We start from the raw sequence: 19633 nt of genomic DNA, 5'->3' as shown, positions 1-19633 counted from the left end.
TATTGTAGCGAATACTGTCTAAATTGACAACCCAAATGATGGAATCTTTATAATGTTAAGACGACTTTTCTATCGTTTTAAGCAACACCCTGTTCGTTACTAGCTTTCAGTGTGAGCGAGGACTTATATTTCCACGTAATGAACAAACAGAGAAGCCCCGTTAGGACCCCACAGGTAATAAACGCGCCACCCGCTCCAAAACGATCCGCAATGAACCCCGAGAACAAGCTTCCAATCGGTGTAGAACCAGCAAACACAAGGGCATACACACTCATTACACGTGCTCGATACTCATCCTTGGCAAACATTTGGAGGGCGGAATTACTATTTGTCGCGAACATAATGTTGAAGAAACCCGTACACGCAAGCAGTGTGCCACAGACCCAAACGGAACCACTCAGCCCGTTCATAATCAAGCAAATAGCGACCATACAGCTCGCAATCATGCTTACCTTAAGCTTCGGCCCCTTCTTACTGCGAAATGACATGGTCAGTGCGCCCGCTAGCGAACCGACTCCCAAACAAGACATCAACGTCCCATAGGTCGTCTCACCCATATGCAGCACATTTTTGGTGAACACCGGAATCAGAATATTAAAGTTAAATGCAAGCGTTCCAATTACGGTTACAAGCAGCACGGTCGGTGATAGGATTGGATCTTTGGCAATGTAGACGATACCATCCTTAATTTCTTTGAAAATGCCTTCCTTCGATCTTATCTTCCGCACATACGGTGCTGCCTCAATATGAAACAACCCATAAAGTACAGCGAGAAAGCTGACGCCATTTAGCAAAAAGCACCAGCCAGCCCCTAACCAGGCCATCATCACAGCGCCAATCGAAGGGCCAACGATTCTTGCCATATTAAACGTCGTCGAGTTCAGCGCGATCGCATTCATTAGATCTTCTTTGCCCACAATTTCCACATTAAAGGACTGTCTAGTCGGCATATCCAATGTGTTATTTAATCCTAAAAGCAGTGCAAGTACAAGGATATATTCGTATCTAACCGTATCTGTTAATACCAATGCAGCCAAAGCAAAGGCGAGAATCATCGAAACGGTTTGTGTCAAAATAAGAATTTTCTTCTTTGGAAATTTATCCACGATAATGCCGGCAAACAACGAAAACAATAGAATAGGAAGGAATTGACACGCCGCCACGATCCCCAGTTTAAGAGACGATCCCGTAAGTGTCAGAACGAGCCAGGATTGACCGATATTTTGCATCCAAGTACCGATAAGCGATACACATTGCCCAAACCACATATAGCGATAATTCTTGTGGGTCAGCGCATGGAAATGACGATCAATAAACATAGACCCCGCAGCCCTCATATTCATAGGTCTACCTCTTCCTCTGCAAAGTGAGCCGCATTGTGACCCATTTTTTCTAAAATAATAAGAGCCATCTGCTTCTCCTCATCCGATAAGCCGAACGTCAATCGTTCACGCCAATCGGTGAGTACTTTGCGCACATCTTCTTTAATCCCAAGTGCTTTGTCCGTCAAAATAACCTCGTTGCATCTCTTATCCTTTTCACTAACGGTGCGCGTTATGTAGCCTTGCTCTTCTAGCTTTTTAAGTGCTTTCGCCGTCGTTCCTTTATCAATTTTCAAATAATCGGAAAGCTCTTCTTGCGTCAAACCATCCTCCTTATACAGCGCATTGAGAAAAATATGCTGACCTTTGCCAATATCATATTGTTTCAAGTGGTCACCGATGTACATCTGTCCATACCTGTAAATCAGCGAGACCCACCTTGGAATCGAATTTCGCGTTTCAATCATCGTAACCCCTCCTGTGTTAAAACCAATTCCGAATCGTTGCACTTCCCACTAATTTAGTTTACGCCGAATACGTTGCATGTGCAACTAATTTTTGGCGGAGATTGATTTGGAAGAAAGCGGATTTTTCTAGCTTGTCTAAAAGGTGATTGAGCAGCTGTAAGCGTGTTTTTCACCGTTACAGCAACATTACACGGTTATAGCCAAAAAAAAAATGAAGGGGCAAGTGTCCGCTCGCCCCTTCATTTTTAAAGAAACTTCACGCAAACCGGCCGCGATACCGCCACCGTTTGCTCCGTTTCTTGCAGCATCCCTGTTTCCGCATCTCTGCGGAAGACAACGACGCTGTTCGAATCCTGATTCGCCGCGAGCAGGTACTCCCCCTGCGGCGAAAGCGCGAAGTTCCGCGGCGTCCGCCCCCGCGTCGACTGCCAACCCACGACCGACAGCGTGCCGCTGTCTCGGTCAACCCCATAAACCGCGATACTATCGTGTCCGCGGTTGGATGCGTACAAGAAGCGGCCATCCTCGGAGAGGTGGATGTCCGCGCAGAAGCTGACGCCGCTGAAGTCCTCCGGCAGCGTCGATAAGCTCTGAACCGCGGCCATGCGGCCCGCGGCCGCCTCATAAGACAGCACAGTCACTGTGCTGTCCAGCTCATTGATCGCGTACACGTACGTACTGTCCGCGTTAAATACCAAATGCCGCGGGCCCGCGCCCGGCTTTAACCCCGCCCCGCCATGCGGCAGCAAGTCGCCGCTGTCCGCGTCAATGCGGCTAATGACCAGCCGATCAATACCTAGATCGGCTGCAACCGCGAATCGATTGTCCGGAGACGGAACAATCGAGTGCGCGTGCGGCGCTTCTTGGCGATCCGCTTGCGGTCCAAGCTGGCCTTCATGCTTGATTAGCTGCGTATGTTCCCCCAAAGCGCCTCCCGTTTCTACGGGATACACAGTCACATCGCCGCTTAAATAATTAGCCACATACACCCTGCGATTCGTGGCATCCAAGCTAATATAGCAAGGTAACGAGCCATCTGTTGGCTGTTGGTTGATTTTGCTCAATCTGCCTGTGCCCGCTTCAATCGCATAGGCGGCAGCCGAACCCCCGAAACGTCCCTCGTACGTTTGGGTTTCACTCACGGCATATAAAACATTCCGATTCGTGTTCACCTCTAGAAAGGAAGCATTCGGTAAATCGCTGTACGTTTCAACCAGCGTCATTTCACCATTTTGCCCATTGAAGGTATATAAAGAAATGCCCACCGGATGCTGTTCATCTGTGTAAGAACCAATATAAACGAAACTCCCCATTTGCAACGCTGCCTCCCAATCGTCCTTATGATTTATTTTCTACTTTCCATCGCTTTCCAATTGCCGTCACACACATCGCGATAATCGCCCCATATAGCGCAAGCTCCATATCATGATGGGCATCCCAAGGATCCCCCTGTGAACCGACAAATAACGTACCGAGCTCTGGGGCTACGATCATAGCTACCCACATCTCAATCAACTCATAGAAAGCACCCATAGCCAAAACGATAACACACGTCATCACATAAATCCATCTTCTCCCAAGCGTTGTCCAAGCGCGCATTCCTTCACAAATGGGATAGCCGCACAGCAACCCAAAGCTCAAATGAACAAGCCGATCGAAATGATCGCGTTCAGACCCCAATAAACTGCGTAACCAGGGATCGAACCACGTCCCATTATACGAAAAGTGTGCGCCCACGCAATGCAACAGCAGAAAACTTGCCAGTAACCCGTAGGATAAATTTGAAAAAGGAAAGACACGATACGTAGCAATCAACCCAATCAGCGCTGCCCAAATCAATAGATTTTCTAGAACCCAATCCCCTCGGCTATAAGGCGCAATCGCTAACCATCCCCACACCCCAAGCCAAACCAACATGATTATTTGCAAAATCCAATTCGTTTTAAAAGGTTTCTTAATCGCTTTTATTGGCATGTGCGCAGCCCCCTTATCGTCTCTACAGACTAAGAGTACCGTGCTAACATGACTTCCAAAAGTACTAACTTTTTCTAGTACCAAGCCTTAAGCTCGCTCATTCTAGCTAAATAAACCTTTCATATACAAGCTCCGGAACTCACTCGGTGTCATGCCTTCATGCTCATGAAATCGCTGATTGAAATAGCTAGCAGAGGTATAACCCGCTTCAGACGCGATGTCCTTGATCGGCCAATTTTCTTTCTCAATTAAGCGCTGCTTAGCGAATTGAATACGGCAAAGTGTAATGAAGGACAGCGGCGTCATTGATGTAGCTTTTCGGAATAATTTGCAAAAATAATACGTACTCACGCCTGTGAGCTCCGCCCAATCCTCGAGATTGAAGGGCTCGCATGCTCTTCTCTGCATCTCTGGCAGCAAGGCTAGAATCCGATCCACCGATTCCGTCCCTCGATTGACCGTTAAAGGCGTCGCATAGCTCATGAATTCGCACAAAATCATATAAATCAACGTACTCAACTGCGTAGGTCGAAGAATTTGAAAGGCTTCCGCTTCTAACAGCAATTCATTGAATGCTTTCTCAAGCTCTGCACTTCTTTTTAACGTCCACAGATTGCGTAGGAATCCTTTCTCCAATAGAAACTCCTTGATTTGATCCCCATAAAAATGGACCCAACGGATATCCCATGCATCATCTTTGGAACTATAATAGCGCTGCTCCTGGTACGGCGGAAATAAGAAAGCATCTCCCTTTTGCAACGTGTACAGCTGCCCTTCGATCTCCACATAACCCTTTCCTGAGATAACAAAATGCAAGCTATACGTTGACCATGAGCCTTCTGGTCGCTCTACTGCATGAGCAGACTCCTCACGATACCAGCCTACTGATTCAGGGAAAATGAAAAAAGGGGATTGCTGTAAGGTAGGTAACATGACATGCCGGATCATACAATCAGACCTCATCTCTAATGACAATATTACGATAGTTTAATTCAATATATTGTTATATCCATTTTAAATAACTCATTTTATAATAGCAATATCACGTTACACATTCCGCTCTAAAAAGGAGAAATACGGTTATGACTAAACTTCGTTGGGGAATTCTAGGCTGCGCAAATATTGCTATCAGAGCCTGTATCCCAGGAATTCAGCAATCACAAACAGGTATTGTAAGCGCAATCGCAAGCCGTAACTTGGAAAAGTCACAAGAGGTTGCCGCTCGTCTTGATATCCCGAAAGCTTATGGAAGCTATGAAGGATTAATTGCCGATCCCGATATTGATGCGATCTACATTCCACTTCCGAACCATCTGCACAAAGAGTGGACGATCCGCGCAGCTCAGGCTGGTAAACATGTGCTATGTGAAAAGCCTGCTGCACTGACAGCTGCTGAAATTCAAGAGATGGTGACAGCCAGCGAAGAAGCAGGCGTGCTTTTTGCGGAGGCTTTCATGTACCGTCATCACCCTCGTTACGAGCGTGTAAAAGCGATCATGCAATCCGGCGAAATCGGAGATATTCGCGGTATTCACGGCACATTTACGTTCAGCAACCCGGATGATAGCAAAAATGTTCGTTACGTCCGAGAGTGGGGCGGCGGCTCTGTCTATGACGTTGGCTGTTATCCGCTGAGTGCAGCTAGATTTTTATTAGAACGTGAGCCTGAGGCTGTCACCACCCATGCTTTCTTCTCCCCTGAACACGATAATGTCGATATGATGATGTCCGGACTCGTTGAATTCAGCGGCAATGTAGCCCTTACGTTCGATTGCGGGATGTGGGCTTCGTTCCGAAACACACTTGAGATTCTTGGCTCCAAGGGACGTATAGTGATTCCTTCGGCTTTTGTAACACCAACCGAAGAATCTGGTCATTTCCAGGTATTTGTCGGTAACGAGCAGCGCGAAGAAAAAGTTCCTTTCCTTAACCAATACTCCCTGCAAGTCGACGATTTGGCGTATGCAGCATGGGGAACGAAAGCGCAACGCTTCCCTGCGCAAGATGCCATTTCAAATATGAAAGTCATCGATGCTTGCTTGCAATCGGCAACAGAACGCTCCCGCGTTCAGCTTTAATCATTCCAATCGAGAGGCTGGGGAACCTATATGAAACATATTCAAATTAAAGGCTTAGATAAGCCTGTATCCAAATTGGTTATGGGATCTGATTTTTTCAGACTAGACAACGCTCACGAGGTAAGTGAAATCCTTCATCATTATCTGGCTATTGGCGGAAATGCGATTGATTCTGCTCACATTTATTGTGGGGGGCAAAGCGAACAAGCCTTAGGCATTTGGCTGGAGGAAACGGGGAAACGAGAAGAAATGGTGCTGTTCACCAAAGGTGCTCATCATGATCAGAATGGACCACGCGTGAATGCAGAAGCCATTCGCCATGACTTAATGACAAGTCTAGAGCGGATGCGTACAGACTACATTGATTTGTACGGTCTACATCGTGACGACCCAGCAATACCTGTAGGTGTCATTGTCGAGGCATTGAATGAACATCTAGAAGCTGGGCGTATCCGTGCTATTGGCGGGTCCAACTGGACTCATCAGCGCATTCAAGAAGCGAATGATTACGCCGCTAAGCATGGCTTAGTTGGCTTTAGCTTCAGCTCGCCAAACCTCAGTCTCGCTAAGCCTAATGAGCCTTTCTGGCCTGGCTGCGTATCCGCAGATGCAGAAGCCTTGCGCTGGTACGAAGAACAGCAGTTTCCACTGCTGTCGTGGTCTTCGCAGGCGCGCGGTTTCTTCACCGGTCGCTTCTCGCCGGAGATCCGCGACAACGCCGACCTCGTTCGCGTGTTCTACAACGATGAGAACTGGACGCGGCTCCAGCGGGCGCAGCAGCTCGCGCAGGAGAAAGGCGTCAGCGCGATCCAGATTGCGCTCGCTTACGTGCTTAGCCAGCCGTTCCCGGCATGCGCGCTGATCGGCCCGCGCACCGAGGCCGAGATGGTCTCCTGCCGCGATGGCGCAGAGCTTGTGCTGTCGGCGCAGGAGCTGGCCTGGCTTGATTTGACCGGAGCTACGGTGTAGCTCTCGGTGACATCGCCCTGATAACATCCTCTGAAACGAGGGTGTTACAGGGCTTTTTTTCCGCAAACTAGCGTACCCTCGTCCCCTTTCGAGATCCATTCATCAGCAAGAAAACCTAAATCGTTTATTCGCCGTTACCTAATGTAGAATAAACATGAAGGAGTTGGAAAGCTTTGAACAAATGGATGTATGCAAGCATTTGTGGAATGATCCTGCTCGCTGCCACGGGTTGCAGCGGGAAAGAAGCAGGGCCGGCGGCTAGCTCGCCAGCCGCTATCACTACCACGCCGTCACCAGCAGCGACGGCAACTATAGCTACGCCGACTCCACAGGTATCGGCGACGGCAACCCCTGACGCTGCAGCCAGCGCATCGCCGCAGCCACAAGCTTCGGCTACACCTGCGCCTACGCCAGCACCACCCTCGGCTTCGCCCGCGACGGCGAAGCCAACACCAACGCCAGCGCCTGCTAGCGCGACGCCATCGCCTTCCCCATCGCCAACCGTCAAGCCAGTGGCGACGGCAAGCACCACCCCTAGCACCAGCGCAAAAGCGGAGCTGCTGTACAAGGACAACTGCCTCGTCTGCCATGGCGTAGGCCTAGCGGGTGATTACGGTCCGAACCTGACCAAAGTAGGTTCGCGTAGAACGCAAGATCAAATCGCCGCGCAAATCATGAACGGAAAAGTCGAAATGCCACCTTTTAAAGACACGCTGAAACCAGAGGAAATCGAAGCATTAGCCAATTGGCTCGCAGCTAAAAAATAAGTATCGTAAGAAAAAACAGGCATACCTTCTCTACGAAGGATGTCTGTTTTTTTCTTACTTTTTTTTCTTCCTGTTTTTTTTCGCATGTTCCCCTAAAACTCCAATAAATGCACACTTCAAGCAAAAAACGAGTACCTAAACGGCTGATACACGCAGGATCTAATGGACTACCCTCCTTTACCGTGATAAGATATATAGAAGCGTTATTTTTGTAAAAATAAGTATGTTCATATACAATCGTTACTTAGCTTTCCAGACAGGAAGCTGTTAGGAGGTACCATGGGAAAAACCGATGTTCGCCGAGATGCCATCATGCATGCGATCAAAGATAAAGGCTCCATTGCCTTGACGGATATTGTGAAGCAATTCAATGTCTCCGAAGCAACAGCACGACGGGATCTAGAAATTCTCGAGCAAGAGAAACGCTGCATCCGCACCTTTGGCGGGGCTGTACTTGAGAGCTTGAAAGTCGAAGTCCCCTTCTTTAATAAAATGGACCTCTACACCGATGAAAAGAAAGAAATCGCTGATAAAGCACTTCGTTTCATCGAAGATGGTGATATTATTGGACTAACGGGCGGAACGACAACGACCTTTATCGCCAAAAAGCTGAACCAATTCAAAAACTTGACCGTCATTACGAATGCCGTGAACATTGCTTACGAGCTCATCGGCACGCCTGGGCTGCAGCTGATTTTGACCGGTGGTGTGATTCGCACACAAACCTTTGAGCTATCAGGTCCGCTCGCGAATGCCACACTCGAGAATCTCAGTATCCGCAAAACATTCATGGGCTGCGACGGCATTTCCCTTTCGCGCGGCATGATGATCTACAATGAGCTTGAAGCCGAGACGAATCGCCGCATGATGAAGCAATCCATGGAAACGTATCTCGTGGCGGATCATTCCAAATTTAGCCGAAGCTCCTTGTTTGTTATTGGCGAGGTGCAGGAAACCGTCGGCATCATTAGCGATTCCAGCATCACACCAGAAATGAAGGTGGCCTTTAAGGAATCCGGAGCACCATTTTTATAAGTCCCTTTGGAATAGGACCCTTGAGTTACGGAACGTGGTTCCCTAATTTACACGAAAACTGCCTTTTCTCAAAAGTTACGGAACGTCAGGGCGCTATTTTGCCCATTCCTAAGCAATTTGCATGTTTTTCATTCAAATAGAGGAACCACGTTCCGCAACTAATCCAAGATACCGATCTCCCCACAAATAACGTCCTCTCGTTCCGTATCTCATGTAGAAGTTAGTGAAATTCAGGGGATGCATAGGTTGCAAAATAGGTAACAAAAACGCGATATCACTAGCCATCAAGGCCTAATGATATCGCGTTTTGCGTTTCTTCTATTTCATTTCACTGCTCGGCAGTGGAATTTGCCCTGACTTCATTTTCAAAGACGGCACCATAATACCTACACCGATCACAAACAATAACGCCGACGTTAGGTAGATCGATTCAAGTGAGAAAGACGCCTTGATCGTCCCCGCCAAACTCATCATGATCACCATCGCCCCCATAAAGAGCGGAGTTAAAATACCATTGACACGACCGACGAATGCTTCTTCGGTATTCCCTAGAATTAACGTACTGATCCCAATTTGGATAGCCGGCATGACAAGTCCTGAAATGAACTGCATGGCAAGCGCTAGCCAGAACCAGTGCGTCATCCCCAGCATGGCAAAGGTAACGGCACTAACAGCCATACCAATAGTAAGCATCGCCTGCGGAGATATTTTTTTGGAGAACGCCATCGTTACGCCCCCGCCTACAATCATCGCGAGCCCATTGGCCACCATAAACCACTGCAGATTTTCTTTTGCCAAGCCCAGATGCTCCGTAACAAGAAAAATACCAAGCGGGCTAATTAAACCGATTGCCAGCCCCGCAACAGCGAAGCATCCGCCAAGGATCACTAGCATTTTGTTTCTTAACACATAACGAAAGCCTTGACCCATTTCAGCAAATATATGTGTTGTCCGCGGCTCTGAAGACTTCTCTTCTTTGCGATCTGCAGGCAGGAATGTAAGGACCAAAGCTGATAATAAGAAGCATCCCCCCATAATCCCAACGGCAGTCTCAATTCCAAAATGGTAGTAAACGAAGGTTCCGAGAATCGGTCCCAAGATCATAAAAATCGCCATCATGGACTGAAACATCGACATGCCCATTTGCATTTGGGATTCATGAACGTGCACTTTGAACAGCTTCATCCCGGATGGTTGTGAGAATTGAGATAGGATGGATGACACCAAGGTGGCAAAGAAAATCGCTTTCCAAGATCCCATATACAACGTTATCAAAATGACGAACACGGAAGCTGCGCTCAAAATATCACACCATACCATCGTCAACTTTGGCCTCCAACGATCTGCAAAGGCTCCGCCGATGAAGGAGAAAAGGAAAATCGGTGCAAACTCTGCAACGGAAATTAAAGATACCGAGTAGGGATCGTTATTCGTCATATCCGTCACATACAGAAGGATCGCAAAGTTACGAATCCATATCCCGACTTGGAGCAAAAGGCCAGAAAGCATGATCGTTTGCACAAATCGACTGGCAAAAAATGATTTCATCGTTGGCTCAGCTTGAGCATTGGATTGACTCATAAGAAAAGAAAACACCCCTTTGAAATTAGATCTCTTGTGAATTACGTGAACTGCTTTTAAATGCATGAAATGCGTGCATATGTTCCTACGTAGCAGGAAACAAAAAGTTTCACAAGCCTATCTGATTTTACAAAGAGATGCTGCAAAATACTAGATACAATTTCTGTATACCTATTTTCGCCTAATCCTGTCTCCAACCAATCGGATATTTCTCCGATAATGTAACAGGTAACCGTCCAACAGCTGCTTCACGCCCCAGTAACACATTAGCCAGAGAAACCATGGCTAGCGGCCGATTCTCATAGCAGGCATAGTACGTCTTCACTTCTGGGAATTCAAGCAAATCATAGGGATTCCGTCCTGCAGCTACGATAAGGTGCAATTCATCCTTCTGAGCCAATGCTTTAACCAGCTTCGTTTGCCCTTGTGAGAAGGTCGCGTTGTAGGTAACAATCACAACTTGCTCAAATGCTTCACAGCGCTTCAATGTTTCCTCAATTTCTTCATCAGATGGATATAACCCTAAGTACATCTCCTGAACGTGCTCGCCTGTCAATTCTGACAACGTACCGCCGAGAGTTCCCTCACGATCAACAACTTCATCAATTTCAGTACCCGATTGGACTTCTGTCCAAATCACGCCTGTTTTATCGTTGAGTTGAAGCACCTTGCCGACCTCGTCTTTGACCTTGGTGATGCTTTTACGACTCAGTTCCTTGGCCAGCAGCTGATGCTCAGGCGTCGAGATTGGCCCCTCGGGAATCGGGATTAATGTATCAAAGCGAATGTCACGCTTAAATTTGTACGTCATAACTCGCAGAACGGACTCATCAATACGCGATTCTGGGATTCGACCGCTTTCCACCGCAGCTACGACGGCTTCAATAGCCGCAATCTGCCTTTCTAATGCATGACTAACCAACAGAATATCCGCTCCCGCTTCTAATGCGCGAACAGCACCTTCCGCTACGCCAACTCCTTCTGAGATTGCCTTCATCTCTAAGCAATCCGTCACGATAAGCCCTTTGAAGCCAAGCCGGCCGCGCAGTAGTTCTGTCAGTATCCGATACGACAATGTCGAAGGTACACTGCTGTCTTCCAAAGCCTCGAAGACTACATGTGCGGACATGATGGCATCTACGCCACCCTCAATCGCCTTGATGAATGGCGCAAGCTCTAGCTCCATCAATCGCTCCATGCTGTGTGGAACAATTGGCAAATCATGATGCGAATCCGCAGTTGTATCGCCATGTCCAGGGAAATGCTTCACTGTTGCGATAACGCCCATATCCTGCATACCCTTCACAGCGTGCGTGCCCAAATCACTCACAATTGCTGCCGTCTCACCATAAGAACGAACTCCAATAACCGGGTTTAACGGATTATTATTAATATCTAAGCAAGGTGCCAGATTCATGTTCACGCCCATTTGGCGAAGCTCTTTCCCCATCACTTTCGCGCTGGCATAGACGCCTGATGGTGCAAATGCAGCTCCCATAGCCATGTTCCCTGGCAGCAAGGTTGCTCCTTTTTCGACCCGAGACACCATGCCGCCTTCCTGATCGACCGTGATAAATAACGGCTGACCGCCGCTCTTCAAGCTTATCGCTTGCAAGTCAGCGGACAACTGAGCCAGTTGATGGGCGTCCTTCACATTACGACGGAAATAGATGACGCCGCCAATGCCATATTTTTCGATTAATTGCGTAATATGCGGATTAGGCTCCATCGCGTCAAAACCACAAGCAAATAGTTGACCTACCTTTTGACGCAGCGTAAGGGGCTTATTGTTCGTAATTTCTACTGATGACATATGTACACGCTCCTTGCATGATTGATTATGCTTTTATATTTTCCATGATGCCTTTTTGCAGGATAAAATACATCACAACGACAGGAATCATACTGATCATGATCGCAGCGCATAGGGAACCATAGTTCATATTCAATTGGTCATAGAAGGCCACCATGCTCACTGGGAGCGTCCGAAGCTTCTCTTTGGACAAATATAAATTTGCCATAATAAATTCATTCCAGCTTGTCAGAAAGTTCAGCATAAATACGGTAAACAGTGACGGAAGGGATATGGGGACAATCACACGCCACAGCAAGCCATAAATGGAGAGCCCATCCATAATGCCCGCCTCTTCCAGCTCATTGGGAATGGACGAGAGAAAGCTGCTCACCATGAATATAGTCCAAGGCAGCCCTAATGTCACATATGGAAGAATCAAAGCTAATGATGTGTTATACAGATGCAGGCTCCTAAGGAGCATATACAGGGGAACTAGCAAGGACGCTGCAGGTACAAGCAGGGCAAGGATCAGTATTCTTTTCAGAACCAGACTAAGCCTTGGGAAAGACATCCGAGTTAGCGCATAAGCGGTCGCTGTTCCTAAAGCTAGAGAGACAATTGCTGATACCGTCGAATTGATGACACTATTCATAAAATATTGACCCACATGCGCGCCAGTCCACGCATTCCAGTAATTCGAAAACGAGAGCTCCGTAGGCAAGGACCATGGCGCCGTAATGATCTCTTTATTTGATTTGAAGGACGAATTCAACGTCCAGCCTAACGGGAATAAAATCAATCCAATGTAGATCAGTAATACCGCATGTGGGCAAAGGCGACGCAGGAGGCTTCCTCTCAAAATCGCACCTCCTCCGGTTTTCTTGTGAACCAGCCGAATATCGACGTTAATATTGCTGTAAAGAGGAGGATCAGCACGGAAATGCCGTTTGCGTAACCATATTCACCGATACGATAAGCTTTTTTTATCATATAGGATGCCATAACTTCTGTAATTCCATAAGGATTTCCACCGGTCATGACAACAACAATGTCCATCGCTTTCATGCCGCCCGTTATGGATAAAAGCATCATGACGAAAATAACAGGTCTCAACAGCGGCAGAATAATGGACCATGCTTGTCTAATGCTGCCTGCACCGTCGATTTGAGCAGCTTCCACGAGATGTTTGGGAATGGCATAGATCGCGGAAACCACGAGTACCACGTAGAACCCCATCCATTGCCAAGCATTTGTGATCAAAATGGCGAGCATCGCCGTCGCCCCATCTGCCAGCCAAGCATGCTGCCATTTGGCTAAACCGACAGCTTCTAAGGCTTGGTTAAGGAGCCCCGCCTGTGGGTGATAAATAAATTCCCAGAGCACACCTACGACCGCAGTCGACAGAATCGTTGGAAGGAAAATCAGGGTTTTATAAAACCCGATCCAGCGCTTTATTTTACTCACCAGCAGCGCAATGGCTAGAATAATGGGAATCTGAATCCCGATGGAGAAGAGAATGAAATACATATTATTACGCACAGCAATCCAAAAATAAGGATCTTGAAAAGCTGTTATGAAATTATCCAGCCCATTAAACCTTGCCGAGGATATGCCATTCCACTCCGTAAAGCCGTAGCGCAGCGACATCAACATCGGAAAGATGAAAAAAATCGCGAATACGAGCAGCGTCGGTAAGGTAAAAAGCGTATACGCCCATGCATTTCTTCCCATTTTGTTCATATGTCATCCTACTACTATTTGGTATGGGTTTCTTCTCTATTCGAAGCCTCCTGCTGCTTCTGCAAATCCGCCATAAGTGAGGTCGGATTAGTTCTTCCGCCAAGTAACTCCTGCATCCCGCGTTCAAGTTTCTCTCTGACCTTCGTTTGAATGCGGGAATCGAAAGCAGGAAAAGTTCCCTTGCTATTCGCAAACACATTCAAAATTTCCGTAATCAATGGATTCACTTCACTCGTATCATGCAGCATCATTGCAGGAGGCATACCTTCTTCAACGAGCTGCCTTTTTTGCATGGATTCATTGTACATTTGCTTAATAAATTCTTTGATCGCAATCAATTGCTCTGGCGTGACTTTTTGAGAGAAGCCATAGGCATTCGACCAGCCGCCATTGATATACCCATCACCAGGTCCGCCCATGGATGGGAAGTTCATGAAACCAACATCCTGGGCAATCGCTGATTTCTCCGGATCAAGGAGCGGCGTATTCGCCCAGCTACCATCAAACATGAAGGCTGCGGCCCCACTGCTGAATGTATTTTGTTGTTCCGCATAAGCAAGCGCTAGACTGCCATCTTGAAAATAGTCCTTCTGAATGAGCGATTGATAGTCTTCAAAAGCTTGCAATACCTCTGGATCTGTCCAACGCTTGCTTCCATTCAGAAAGCCCTCGATCGAATCCTCACCTGCTGTACGTACCCACATCGTATTTATCATCATATTAATCACCCACGAATCCTTCGCTGCCATGGCAAAAGGGGTAATGTGGGCAGCTTTCAACTTCTCCGATGCGGCGACAAGCTCGTCCCAGGTTTGGGGCAGCTTGATCCCGTGATCGGCCAAAATCTTTTTGTTATAATACAGGCCTTCCACATAGCCCGCCATAGGAATCCCGTAAATTTTGCCATTTACACTGAACTCTTCAAAGCTATAAAACTTATCCGTTAATCCAAGCTCCTGCAGAATGGGCGTGAGATCGAGCAGTCGATTCGCCTTCACATAATCCTTCGTGTCCGTGCCTCCGAACAGATCAAATATTTCTGGCGGGTTGCCCGCAGCCATCTCCGCTCGCAGCTTCTCGAAGCGATTGACCTTATCCTCAACACCATCCAGCGTAATCGTCAAGCCAGGTACCTTCGCTTCGGTCGCTTTCACAACCTCGTGCAGCATAGCTAGTCGTTTCTTCTGTGTATCCTTCACCTGTGTATGCCGAATTGTCAGGAGAATGGGACCATTCTGGGACCCTTTTCCGCCCGCCGCATCACTTTGCGGATCCGAGTTGTTGGGCAGAATACTGCATGCCGACAGTATGAAAGTGAGAGCCACGGCACTTGTGCGCCAAATAAACGTTCGTTTTCTCATCCACATGGTTCTCCTTTAAGCTTACCATTTAAGTATAATTGAACCCTTGCACGGACTAAAGACAGATAAATTCCTAATCTAGGGGCAAATTCCTCTAGTTCCCTTCCTTTCGCTTATCACGATACTCGGAAGGAATTTCGCCGGTAAACTTCTGAAATACTTTGGTAAAATAACGCCGTTCGATGTAACCAACGCTTTTCCCAATATCGGTAATGCTTTTGTCACTATGAAGTAATAGGGATTTCGCCTGCTCCATCCGATGCTTCGTTACATGCTCCACAAAGGTTTCCCCAAAATGCTGTTTAAATAACAAACTGAAATAACTCGAGCTAATCCCTAGGCTGCTTGCAATATCCTCGATGCCAAAATCAGTCGAATAATTCGTTCGAATATACTCCTTGGCTGCAGCCATCAGTAGCTCACTATTCTTCTTCTTGTTCGTACCCTCCAGCCCGATCGATACAAGCTGTACCATAACCTGCAGCAAATGCTGGATACTTTCGCTTTTATCCAGCTCACGCCAAATCTGTTCTTCCTCTTGACTATCGAGCGCATTCATCTCGCGCAGCTCACGAAGCACATGCAGGATTAAATAGTGCAGCATCTGGTAAGCTCTAGCAAAGGAGTTCTCCGATAGCCCTTCGAGCAGTAACTTTAGACGATCAAGCGCATCTTCGGTTTTGAGACGGTTCAGTTGCTTCAGTCCCGTTACAATTTCCTCCACCAAAAACCAAAGCGAGCTATTCGCATCCGCAGTTTCTTTGGTCTCTCTGTACGGCAGCACGGATTGATGCTTATCTAGATTCAGCTGCATGAATCGTTGCAGTTTTCTATACGTATCCGCAAGCTGTTGCAATCCGACCGGCCCAGGAAAGTAGCCCACGCTGATGCCCAGCTTCACAGATTGAAGCACATTTTGCTGAAGCTTAGCTGCTAAATCACTCAACTTCGATTCGACAGTGTAAGGATCTGCCTCCTCCCATTCCATCAGCAGAGACCATTCCCCTTCGCGCATCTGCAGAACGGTGAACTGTGATTTCTCGTCTGCCAAAGAATCTTGCAAGACATTCCGCACAGCGAAGTTCCATAGCTTACGTTCTTGCTCTGTCCAAAGCAACGATTTCTGGGAGTAATTATCCACGTCAATAATCACACATACATATCTCAGTGTCTCCAAATCCCCATGATCAATAGGAAGCTGCGTATTCGCAGTGATATCGGTATAGTCCAAGATAATATCCTGCAAAATCTTCTCGTAGGCCAAGCTTCTGATTTTCCCCCATTTAAGGAGCTCTTCCTGGTGATTCTGTTTTTTGGCTCGGATTTCGATGGCCAGCTTACGGATCGAGTTCTCTAGCTCTTCATAATTGATCGGCTTTAGGATATAATCACTCACGCCCGCTCTCAGAAGCGAACGCACATATTCGAAATCCTGATACCCCGTCACCATCAGCACCGTGCAGTCCTCATTGATTTCCCGAAGCTTATGGATAAACGTAATTCCGTCCATTTGCGGCATCCGTATATCACTCATCACGATGTCAGGAATATGCAGAACACAAAGTTCCAAGGCTTCAAGCCCGTTTTTGGCTGTGCCTACAATATCTATTTCGAGTTCTTCCCATGGAATGACCGCCTGCAAATTCCGTAAAATGTTAGGCTCATCATCCGCCAAAATGGCCTTCAACCTCATTGGATATCCCTCTTCCTTTTCGGAATTACAACCTTCATCGTCGTGCCTTGACCTTCTTGCGAACAAATAAACATCCCATAGTGCTCGCCATATTGAATGCGGACCCGATCCGCAACATTACTTACGCCAAGTCCTCTCCGCTCTTCATTCGATTCCAGAATCTCATGAAAAGGCGTCTCCAGCTCTGTTTTATAATGGAATTTCGCTAGCTTTTCATTACTGATCCCGACACCATTATCTGTGACGTACAGGCCAATCCGCTCGCCTTCATCGACAACCTTCACCGTGATGAGTCCCATATAATCAATCGGTTCAAAGCCATGCTGCAAGCTGTTCTCGACCAAAGGCTGAAGCGTCAGTTTCAAAATATTCTCATAGAGCAGCTCCTCCGGCACCTCGATCGTATAATGAAACTGATCCTCAAAGCGGAACTCCTGGATTTCCAAGTAGCTGCGCAAATGCTCAAGCTCTTGCTTCAGTGTAATTTCTTCCCGATTTTCCATCCCGATCCGCAGCAAATTCCCAAGTCGAACAACCATTTGGCTGACTTTCTTCCCTTGGTTTTGGATGGCTAGCACATTGATCGATTCGAGTGTATTAAAAAGAAAATGAGGCTTAATCTGCGCTTGCAGCAGCATAAGCTCCGCCTTGTTTTTGCGGTCTTGCTGACGCTTCACCTCTTCGAGAAGATCCTCGACCCTTACGACCAAGCTGTTAAAGCCTCTCGCCAACGCTGTCGTTTCGTCCTTCCCGCTTACTTCCATGCGCGTAGTAAGATCGCCCCGTTCCACTTTTTTCATCGAGGACAGCATACGTAAGATCAATTGAATAATACGTCTGACGAAGACGAGGTTATACACCAGCGCAAAGAATAAACAAATAAATGTTATTCCCGCTACGAGCTTCATAATCGTCTCAATTTCCCCAGCGACATATTTCCATGAGGTAATGGACACGACACTCCAGTCCTGAACACCCATCGAATTAATATTCAAATGGTACAAGGAGATGAGGCTTTTTTCATTTTGAAAATTGGCCTGGAAGCTGTAATTTTTAAGCCCAAGATCCAATTTCCCTTGCGTTAATTGCAGGATATTGGCTCCATCTAAGCTCATCTTATTATCGTAAAAAATAAGGCCATTCTTGTTGATCAGCAGATACCGCTTGGAGCTTTGCTCATTCGTATTGAAGGATTTGAATATCTGATCCAACTCATTGAATTTAAATTTCAATAGCATATACCCTAGGTTATCCATCGTCCAAAAATCCTTGACCATTCGCGCTTGATAGAATTCCCCGCGGCCTGAACCGAACTCCTTGAACTCGGAGGGGCCAATCCACAGGGGACTGCCGTTTAGCTCCTGAATATGCTGGAAGGCCATACTTTGCTGTATCGTTGTCCATGGAATCACGCTTCCGCTCGTGCGGCCTGCGCTGAAGGATTTGCCGGCATTGTTGTAAATGACGACAGACTGTACAGGTGAATATGTGAGGATTGAGCCGCGAAGCAGTGTATCGAACGTATTCAAATCATACGAGGACAGCGAGTCGGCGTTCGGCTTAACGGCATCTATCGTACGATAGATGCCTTGAATGCTATCTTTCACCATCCAGAAATCCGAGAAATAGTTCGCTTCCTTGAACATGTAATAAATATTGCGGGAGATCGCTTGCAGCGTTACTTCTGTTAAATCTCCATATTTCTTCTCAATAAGCTGCTGGGAGACCGTGTAAACCGCTGACCCGAGGACGAATAAAGGGATGATAATGAAAAGTAAAAAACCGATAAATACTTTTTTGTTCAGATTCATCGCTGCGCTGCTCTCCTTCTAGATAGACTCGGACATTTAGACGACAAGACGACAAGACGACAAGACAACAAGACGACAAGACAACAAGACAACAAGACAACATCTCAGCAACGAAGATTCGTTTATGCTTCCAAGATTCGAATATTTGGCTCAACGCTTATATGTACATTGCCTCGCAAAGCCTTGCTAATCATACAGGTCTGTTCAGCACGAATGGCCGCTTTATTTATTTTATCCAATTGCGCTTCGGTCGTTTGAGGTGGCACAGAGATGAGGGGACGGTGAATGATCGCATTCACTTTCATCGTAGGTTGGTTCTGAACTAAGATGTGGGATTGGAGCTCAAGAGATAGGATTTCTGTCCGCTGTAGCAGCGCACCTAAAGTGATGATGTAACAAGTTGCCGCGGCACCGAGCAGCATTTCTTCCGGATTTGTTCCCATTCCTGGACCATCAAATTCACTTGGAACGGAAATTGGCGTTGTGAGGCATCCCGCCTGAATGTGGCCAGTTCCGTCTAGCCCGCCTGTCCAAGTTGCCTTGAGTTCAAAGCGATGTTCGGTCATCGATTCTACGCCTCTTTTCACAAACATTATTAACAAACCATCGGTTGATTTGATTTTATTGTAAAGGAAGTAGGCAGGATTCACCAGCCATTAGCACAACATAAAAAATCGTTCCCGCACCTAATCAGCACGAAAACGATCTATCTAACTACAATTGATATCTATGAAATTGCGTAATTCATGTGTTGGAATCAAAACAATGAAAGCCCTACCTCTCTTTCATCCTTGCGGCTCCAATGACCGCGCCAGTGCGAATTGCGTTACAAACACTTACTGCCGAAACACTTACGTTGCCTCGGGTTTACCATAAATGAGCTGATGGACTGCGCATTGGGAGAAAAACAAACAAGGAGAGGGGGTTACTTTCTTCTCGCTAATCGTTCGTGTGGGGTAAATGAGGCTAAATATGAAGTGTTTATATGGTTTCATTTCAATCAACTTTAATATTATATAACAATTGTATATGCGTGTCAA

18 protein-coding genes are annotated in these 19633 nt (G+C 46.9%); 4 read left to right on the top strand and 14 right to left on the bottom strand.

Annotated elements, in window-relative coordinates:
* Nucleotides 1-77: 77 nt before the first annotated feature.
* The 5 genes from AC1DVJ_RS06820 to AC1DVJ_RS06800 all read right to left on the bottom strand — a co-directional run bounded on the left by AC1DVJ_RS06820 (nt 78) and on the right by AC1DVJ_RS06800 (nt 4711).
* Complete coding sequence (locus tag AC1DVJ_RS06820) at nt 78-1343, bottom strand: MFS transporter (protein WP_477589376.1); 1266 nt, start codon at nt 1341-1343, stop codon at nt 78-80.
* The gene (locus AC1DVJ_RS06815; RefSeq protein WP_477589374.1) at nt 1340-1789 is read right to left on the bottom strand and encodes a MarR family winged helix-turn-helix transcriptional regulator; all 450 of its coding nucleotides are present in this window, start codon (nt 1787-1789) and stop codon (nt 1340-1342) included. Before AC1DVJ_RS06815 ends, AC1DVJ_RS06820 begins: the two co-directional genes overlap by 4 nt.
* A gap of 245 nt (nt 1790-2034) precedes the next feature.
* Nucleotides 2035-3102: a lactonase family protein gene (locus AC1DVJ_RS06810; RefSeq protein WP_477589373.1), complete on the bottom strand. Its 1068-nt coding sequence runs from the start codon at nt 3100-3102 to the stop codon at nt 2035-2037.
* A gap of 25 nt (nt 3103-3127) precedes the next feature.
* On the bottom strand, nt 3128-3763 hold the full coding sequence (locus AC1DVJ_RS06805) for a DUF2238 domain-containing protein (RefSeq protein ID WP_477589371.1): 636 nt from the start codon (nt 3761-3763) through the stop codon (nt 3128-3130).
* A 102-nt stretch (nt 3764-3865) separates the two neighbouring features.
* Nucleotides 3866-4711 (bottom strand): helix-turn-helix transcriptional regulator, encoded by an 846-nt coding sequence (locus tag AC1DVJ_RS06800; protein ID WP_477589369.1) that lies wholly within the window; start codon nt 4709-4711, stop codon nt 3866-3868.
* A gap of 134 nt (nt 4712-4845) precedes the next feature.
* On the opposite strand from AC1DVJ_RS06800, the gene AC1DVJ_RS06795 reads away from it, so the two are divergent.
* Together AC1DVJ_RS06795 and AC1DVJ_RS06790 are read left to right on the top strand one after the other, a co-directional pair.
* A complete protein-coding gene (locus tag AC1DVJ_RS06795; RefSeq protein WP_477589367.1) occupies nt 4846-5841 on the top strand; it encodes a Gfo/Idh/MocA family protein in 996 nt (331 codons plus the stop codon).
* Between the two features lie 30 nt (nt 5842-5871).
* A complete protein-coding gene (locus AC1DVJ_RS06790; protein WP_477589365.1) occupies nt 5872-6810 on the top strand; it encodes an aldo/keto reductase in 939 nt (312 codons plus the stop codon).
* 124 nt (nt 6811-6934) lie between these two features.
* On the opposite strand, the gene AC1DVJ_RS06785 is transcribed toward AC1DVJ_RS06790, so the two are convergent.
* Nucleotides 6935-7378 (bottom strand): hypothetical protein, encoded by a 444-nt coding sequence (locus AC1DVJ_RS06785; protein WP_477589499.1) that lies wholly within the window; start codon nt 7376-7378, stop codon nt 6935-6937.
* Here AC1DVJ_RS06785 and AC1DVJ_RS06780 point away from each other — a divergent pair.
* Entirely contained in the window at nt 7323-7577 is a 255-nt protein-coding gene (locus tag AC1DVJ_RS06780) for a c-type cytochrome (RefSeq protein ID WP_477589492.1), read from the top strand. The genes AC1DVJ_RS06785 and AC1DVJ_RS06780 overlap by 56 nt on opposite strands.
* Nucleotides 7578-7856: 279 nt before the next feature.
* On the top strand, nt 7857-8612 hold the full coding sequence (locus AC1DVJ_RS06775) for a DeoR/GlpR family DNA-binding transcription regulator (protein WP_477589364.1): 756 nt from the start codon (nt 7857-7859) through the stop codon (nt 8610-8612).
* A 318-nt stretch (nt 8613-8930) separates the two neighbouring features.
* Here the strand turns inward: AC1DVJ_RS06775 and AC1DVJ_RS06770 are convergent, their stop codons facing one another.
* The 8 genes from AC1DVJ_RS06770 to AC1DVJ_RS06735 all read right to left on the bottom strand — a co-directional run bounded on the left by AC1DVJ_RS06770 (nt 8931) and on the right by AC1DVJ_RS06735 (nt 19159).
* Nucleotides 8931-10193 (bottom strand): MFS transporter, encoded by a 1263-nt coding sequence (locus AC1DVJ_RS06770; RefSeq protein ID WP_477589362.1) that lies wholly within the window; start codon nt 10191-10193, stop codon nt 8931-8933.
* 181 nt (nt 10194-10374) lie between these two features.
* A complete protein-coding gene (nagZ, locus tag AC1DVJ_RS06765) occupies nt 10375-12006 on the bottom strand; it encodes a beta-N-acetylhexosaminidase (RefSeq protein WP_477589360.1) in 1632 nt (543 codons plus the stop codon).
* Nucleotides 12007-12031: 25 nt separating this feature from the next.
* Nucleotides 12032-12847, bottom strand: coding sequence for a carbohydrate ABC transporter permease (locus tag AC1DVJ_RS06760; RefSeq protein ID WP_477589358.1), 816 nt, complete (start codon nt 12845-12847; stop codon nt 12032-12034).
* Complete coding sequence (locus AC1DVJ_RS06755; protein ID WP_477589356.1) at nt 12844-13728, bottom strand: carbohydrate ABC transporter permease; 885 nt, start codon at nt 13726-13728, stop codon at nt 12844-12846. The genes AC1DVJ_RS06760 and AC1DVJ_RS06755 overlap by 4 nt, the downstream gene beginning before the upstream one ends.
* Before the next feature lie 14 nt (nt 13729-13742).
* On the bottom strand, nt 13743-15089 hold the full coding sequence (locus AC1DVJ_RS06750; RefSeq protein WP_477589354.1) for an extracellular solute-binding protein: 1347 nt from the start codon (nt 15087-15089) through the stop codon (nt 13743-13745).
* 94 nt (nt 15090-15183) lie between these two features.
* Nucleotides 15184-16782: a response regulator gene (locus AC1DVJ_RS06745; protein ID WP_477589352.1), complete on the bottom strand. Its 1599-nt coding sequence runs from the start codon at nt 16780-16782 to the stop codon at nt 15184-15186.
* Entirely contained in the window at nt 16779-18593 is a 1815-nt protein-coding gene (locus AC1DVJ_RS06740; RefSeq protein ID WP_477589351.1) for a cache domain-containing sensor histidine kinase, read from the bottom strand. The genes AC1DVJ_RS06745 and AC1DVJ_RS06740 overlap by 4 nt, the downstream gene beginning before the upstream one ends.
* 122 nt (nt 18594-18715) lie before the next feature.
* Nucleotides 18716-19159: an OsmC family protein gene (locus AC1DVJ_RS06735; RefSeq protein WP_477589350.1), complete on the bottom strand. Its 444-nt coding sequence runs from the start codon at nt 19157-19159 to the stop codon at nt 18716-18718.
* Between the last annotated feature and the right edge of the window lie 474 nt (nt 19160-19633).

It is taken from the genome of Paenibacillus sp. P4_A9 (assembly GCF_056402415.1).
Note: the sequence above shows the minus strand (reverse complement) of the source record. Positions and strands in the feature narration are given on the sequence as shown.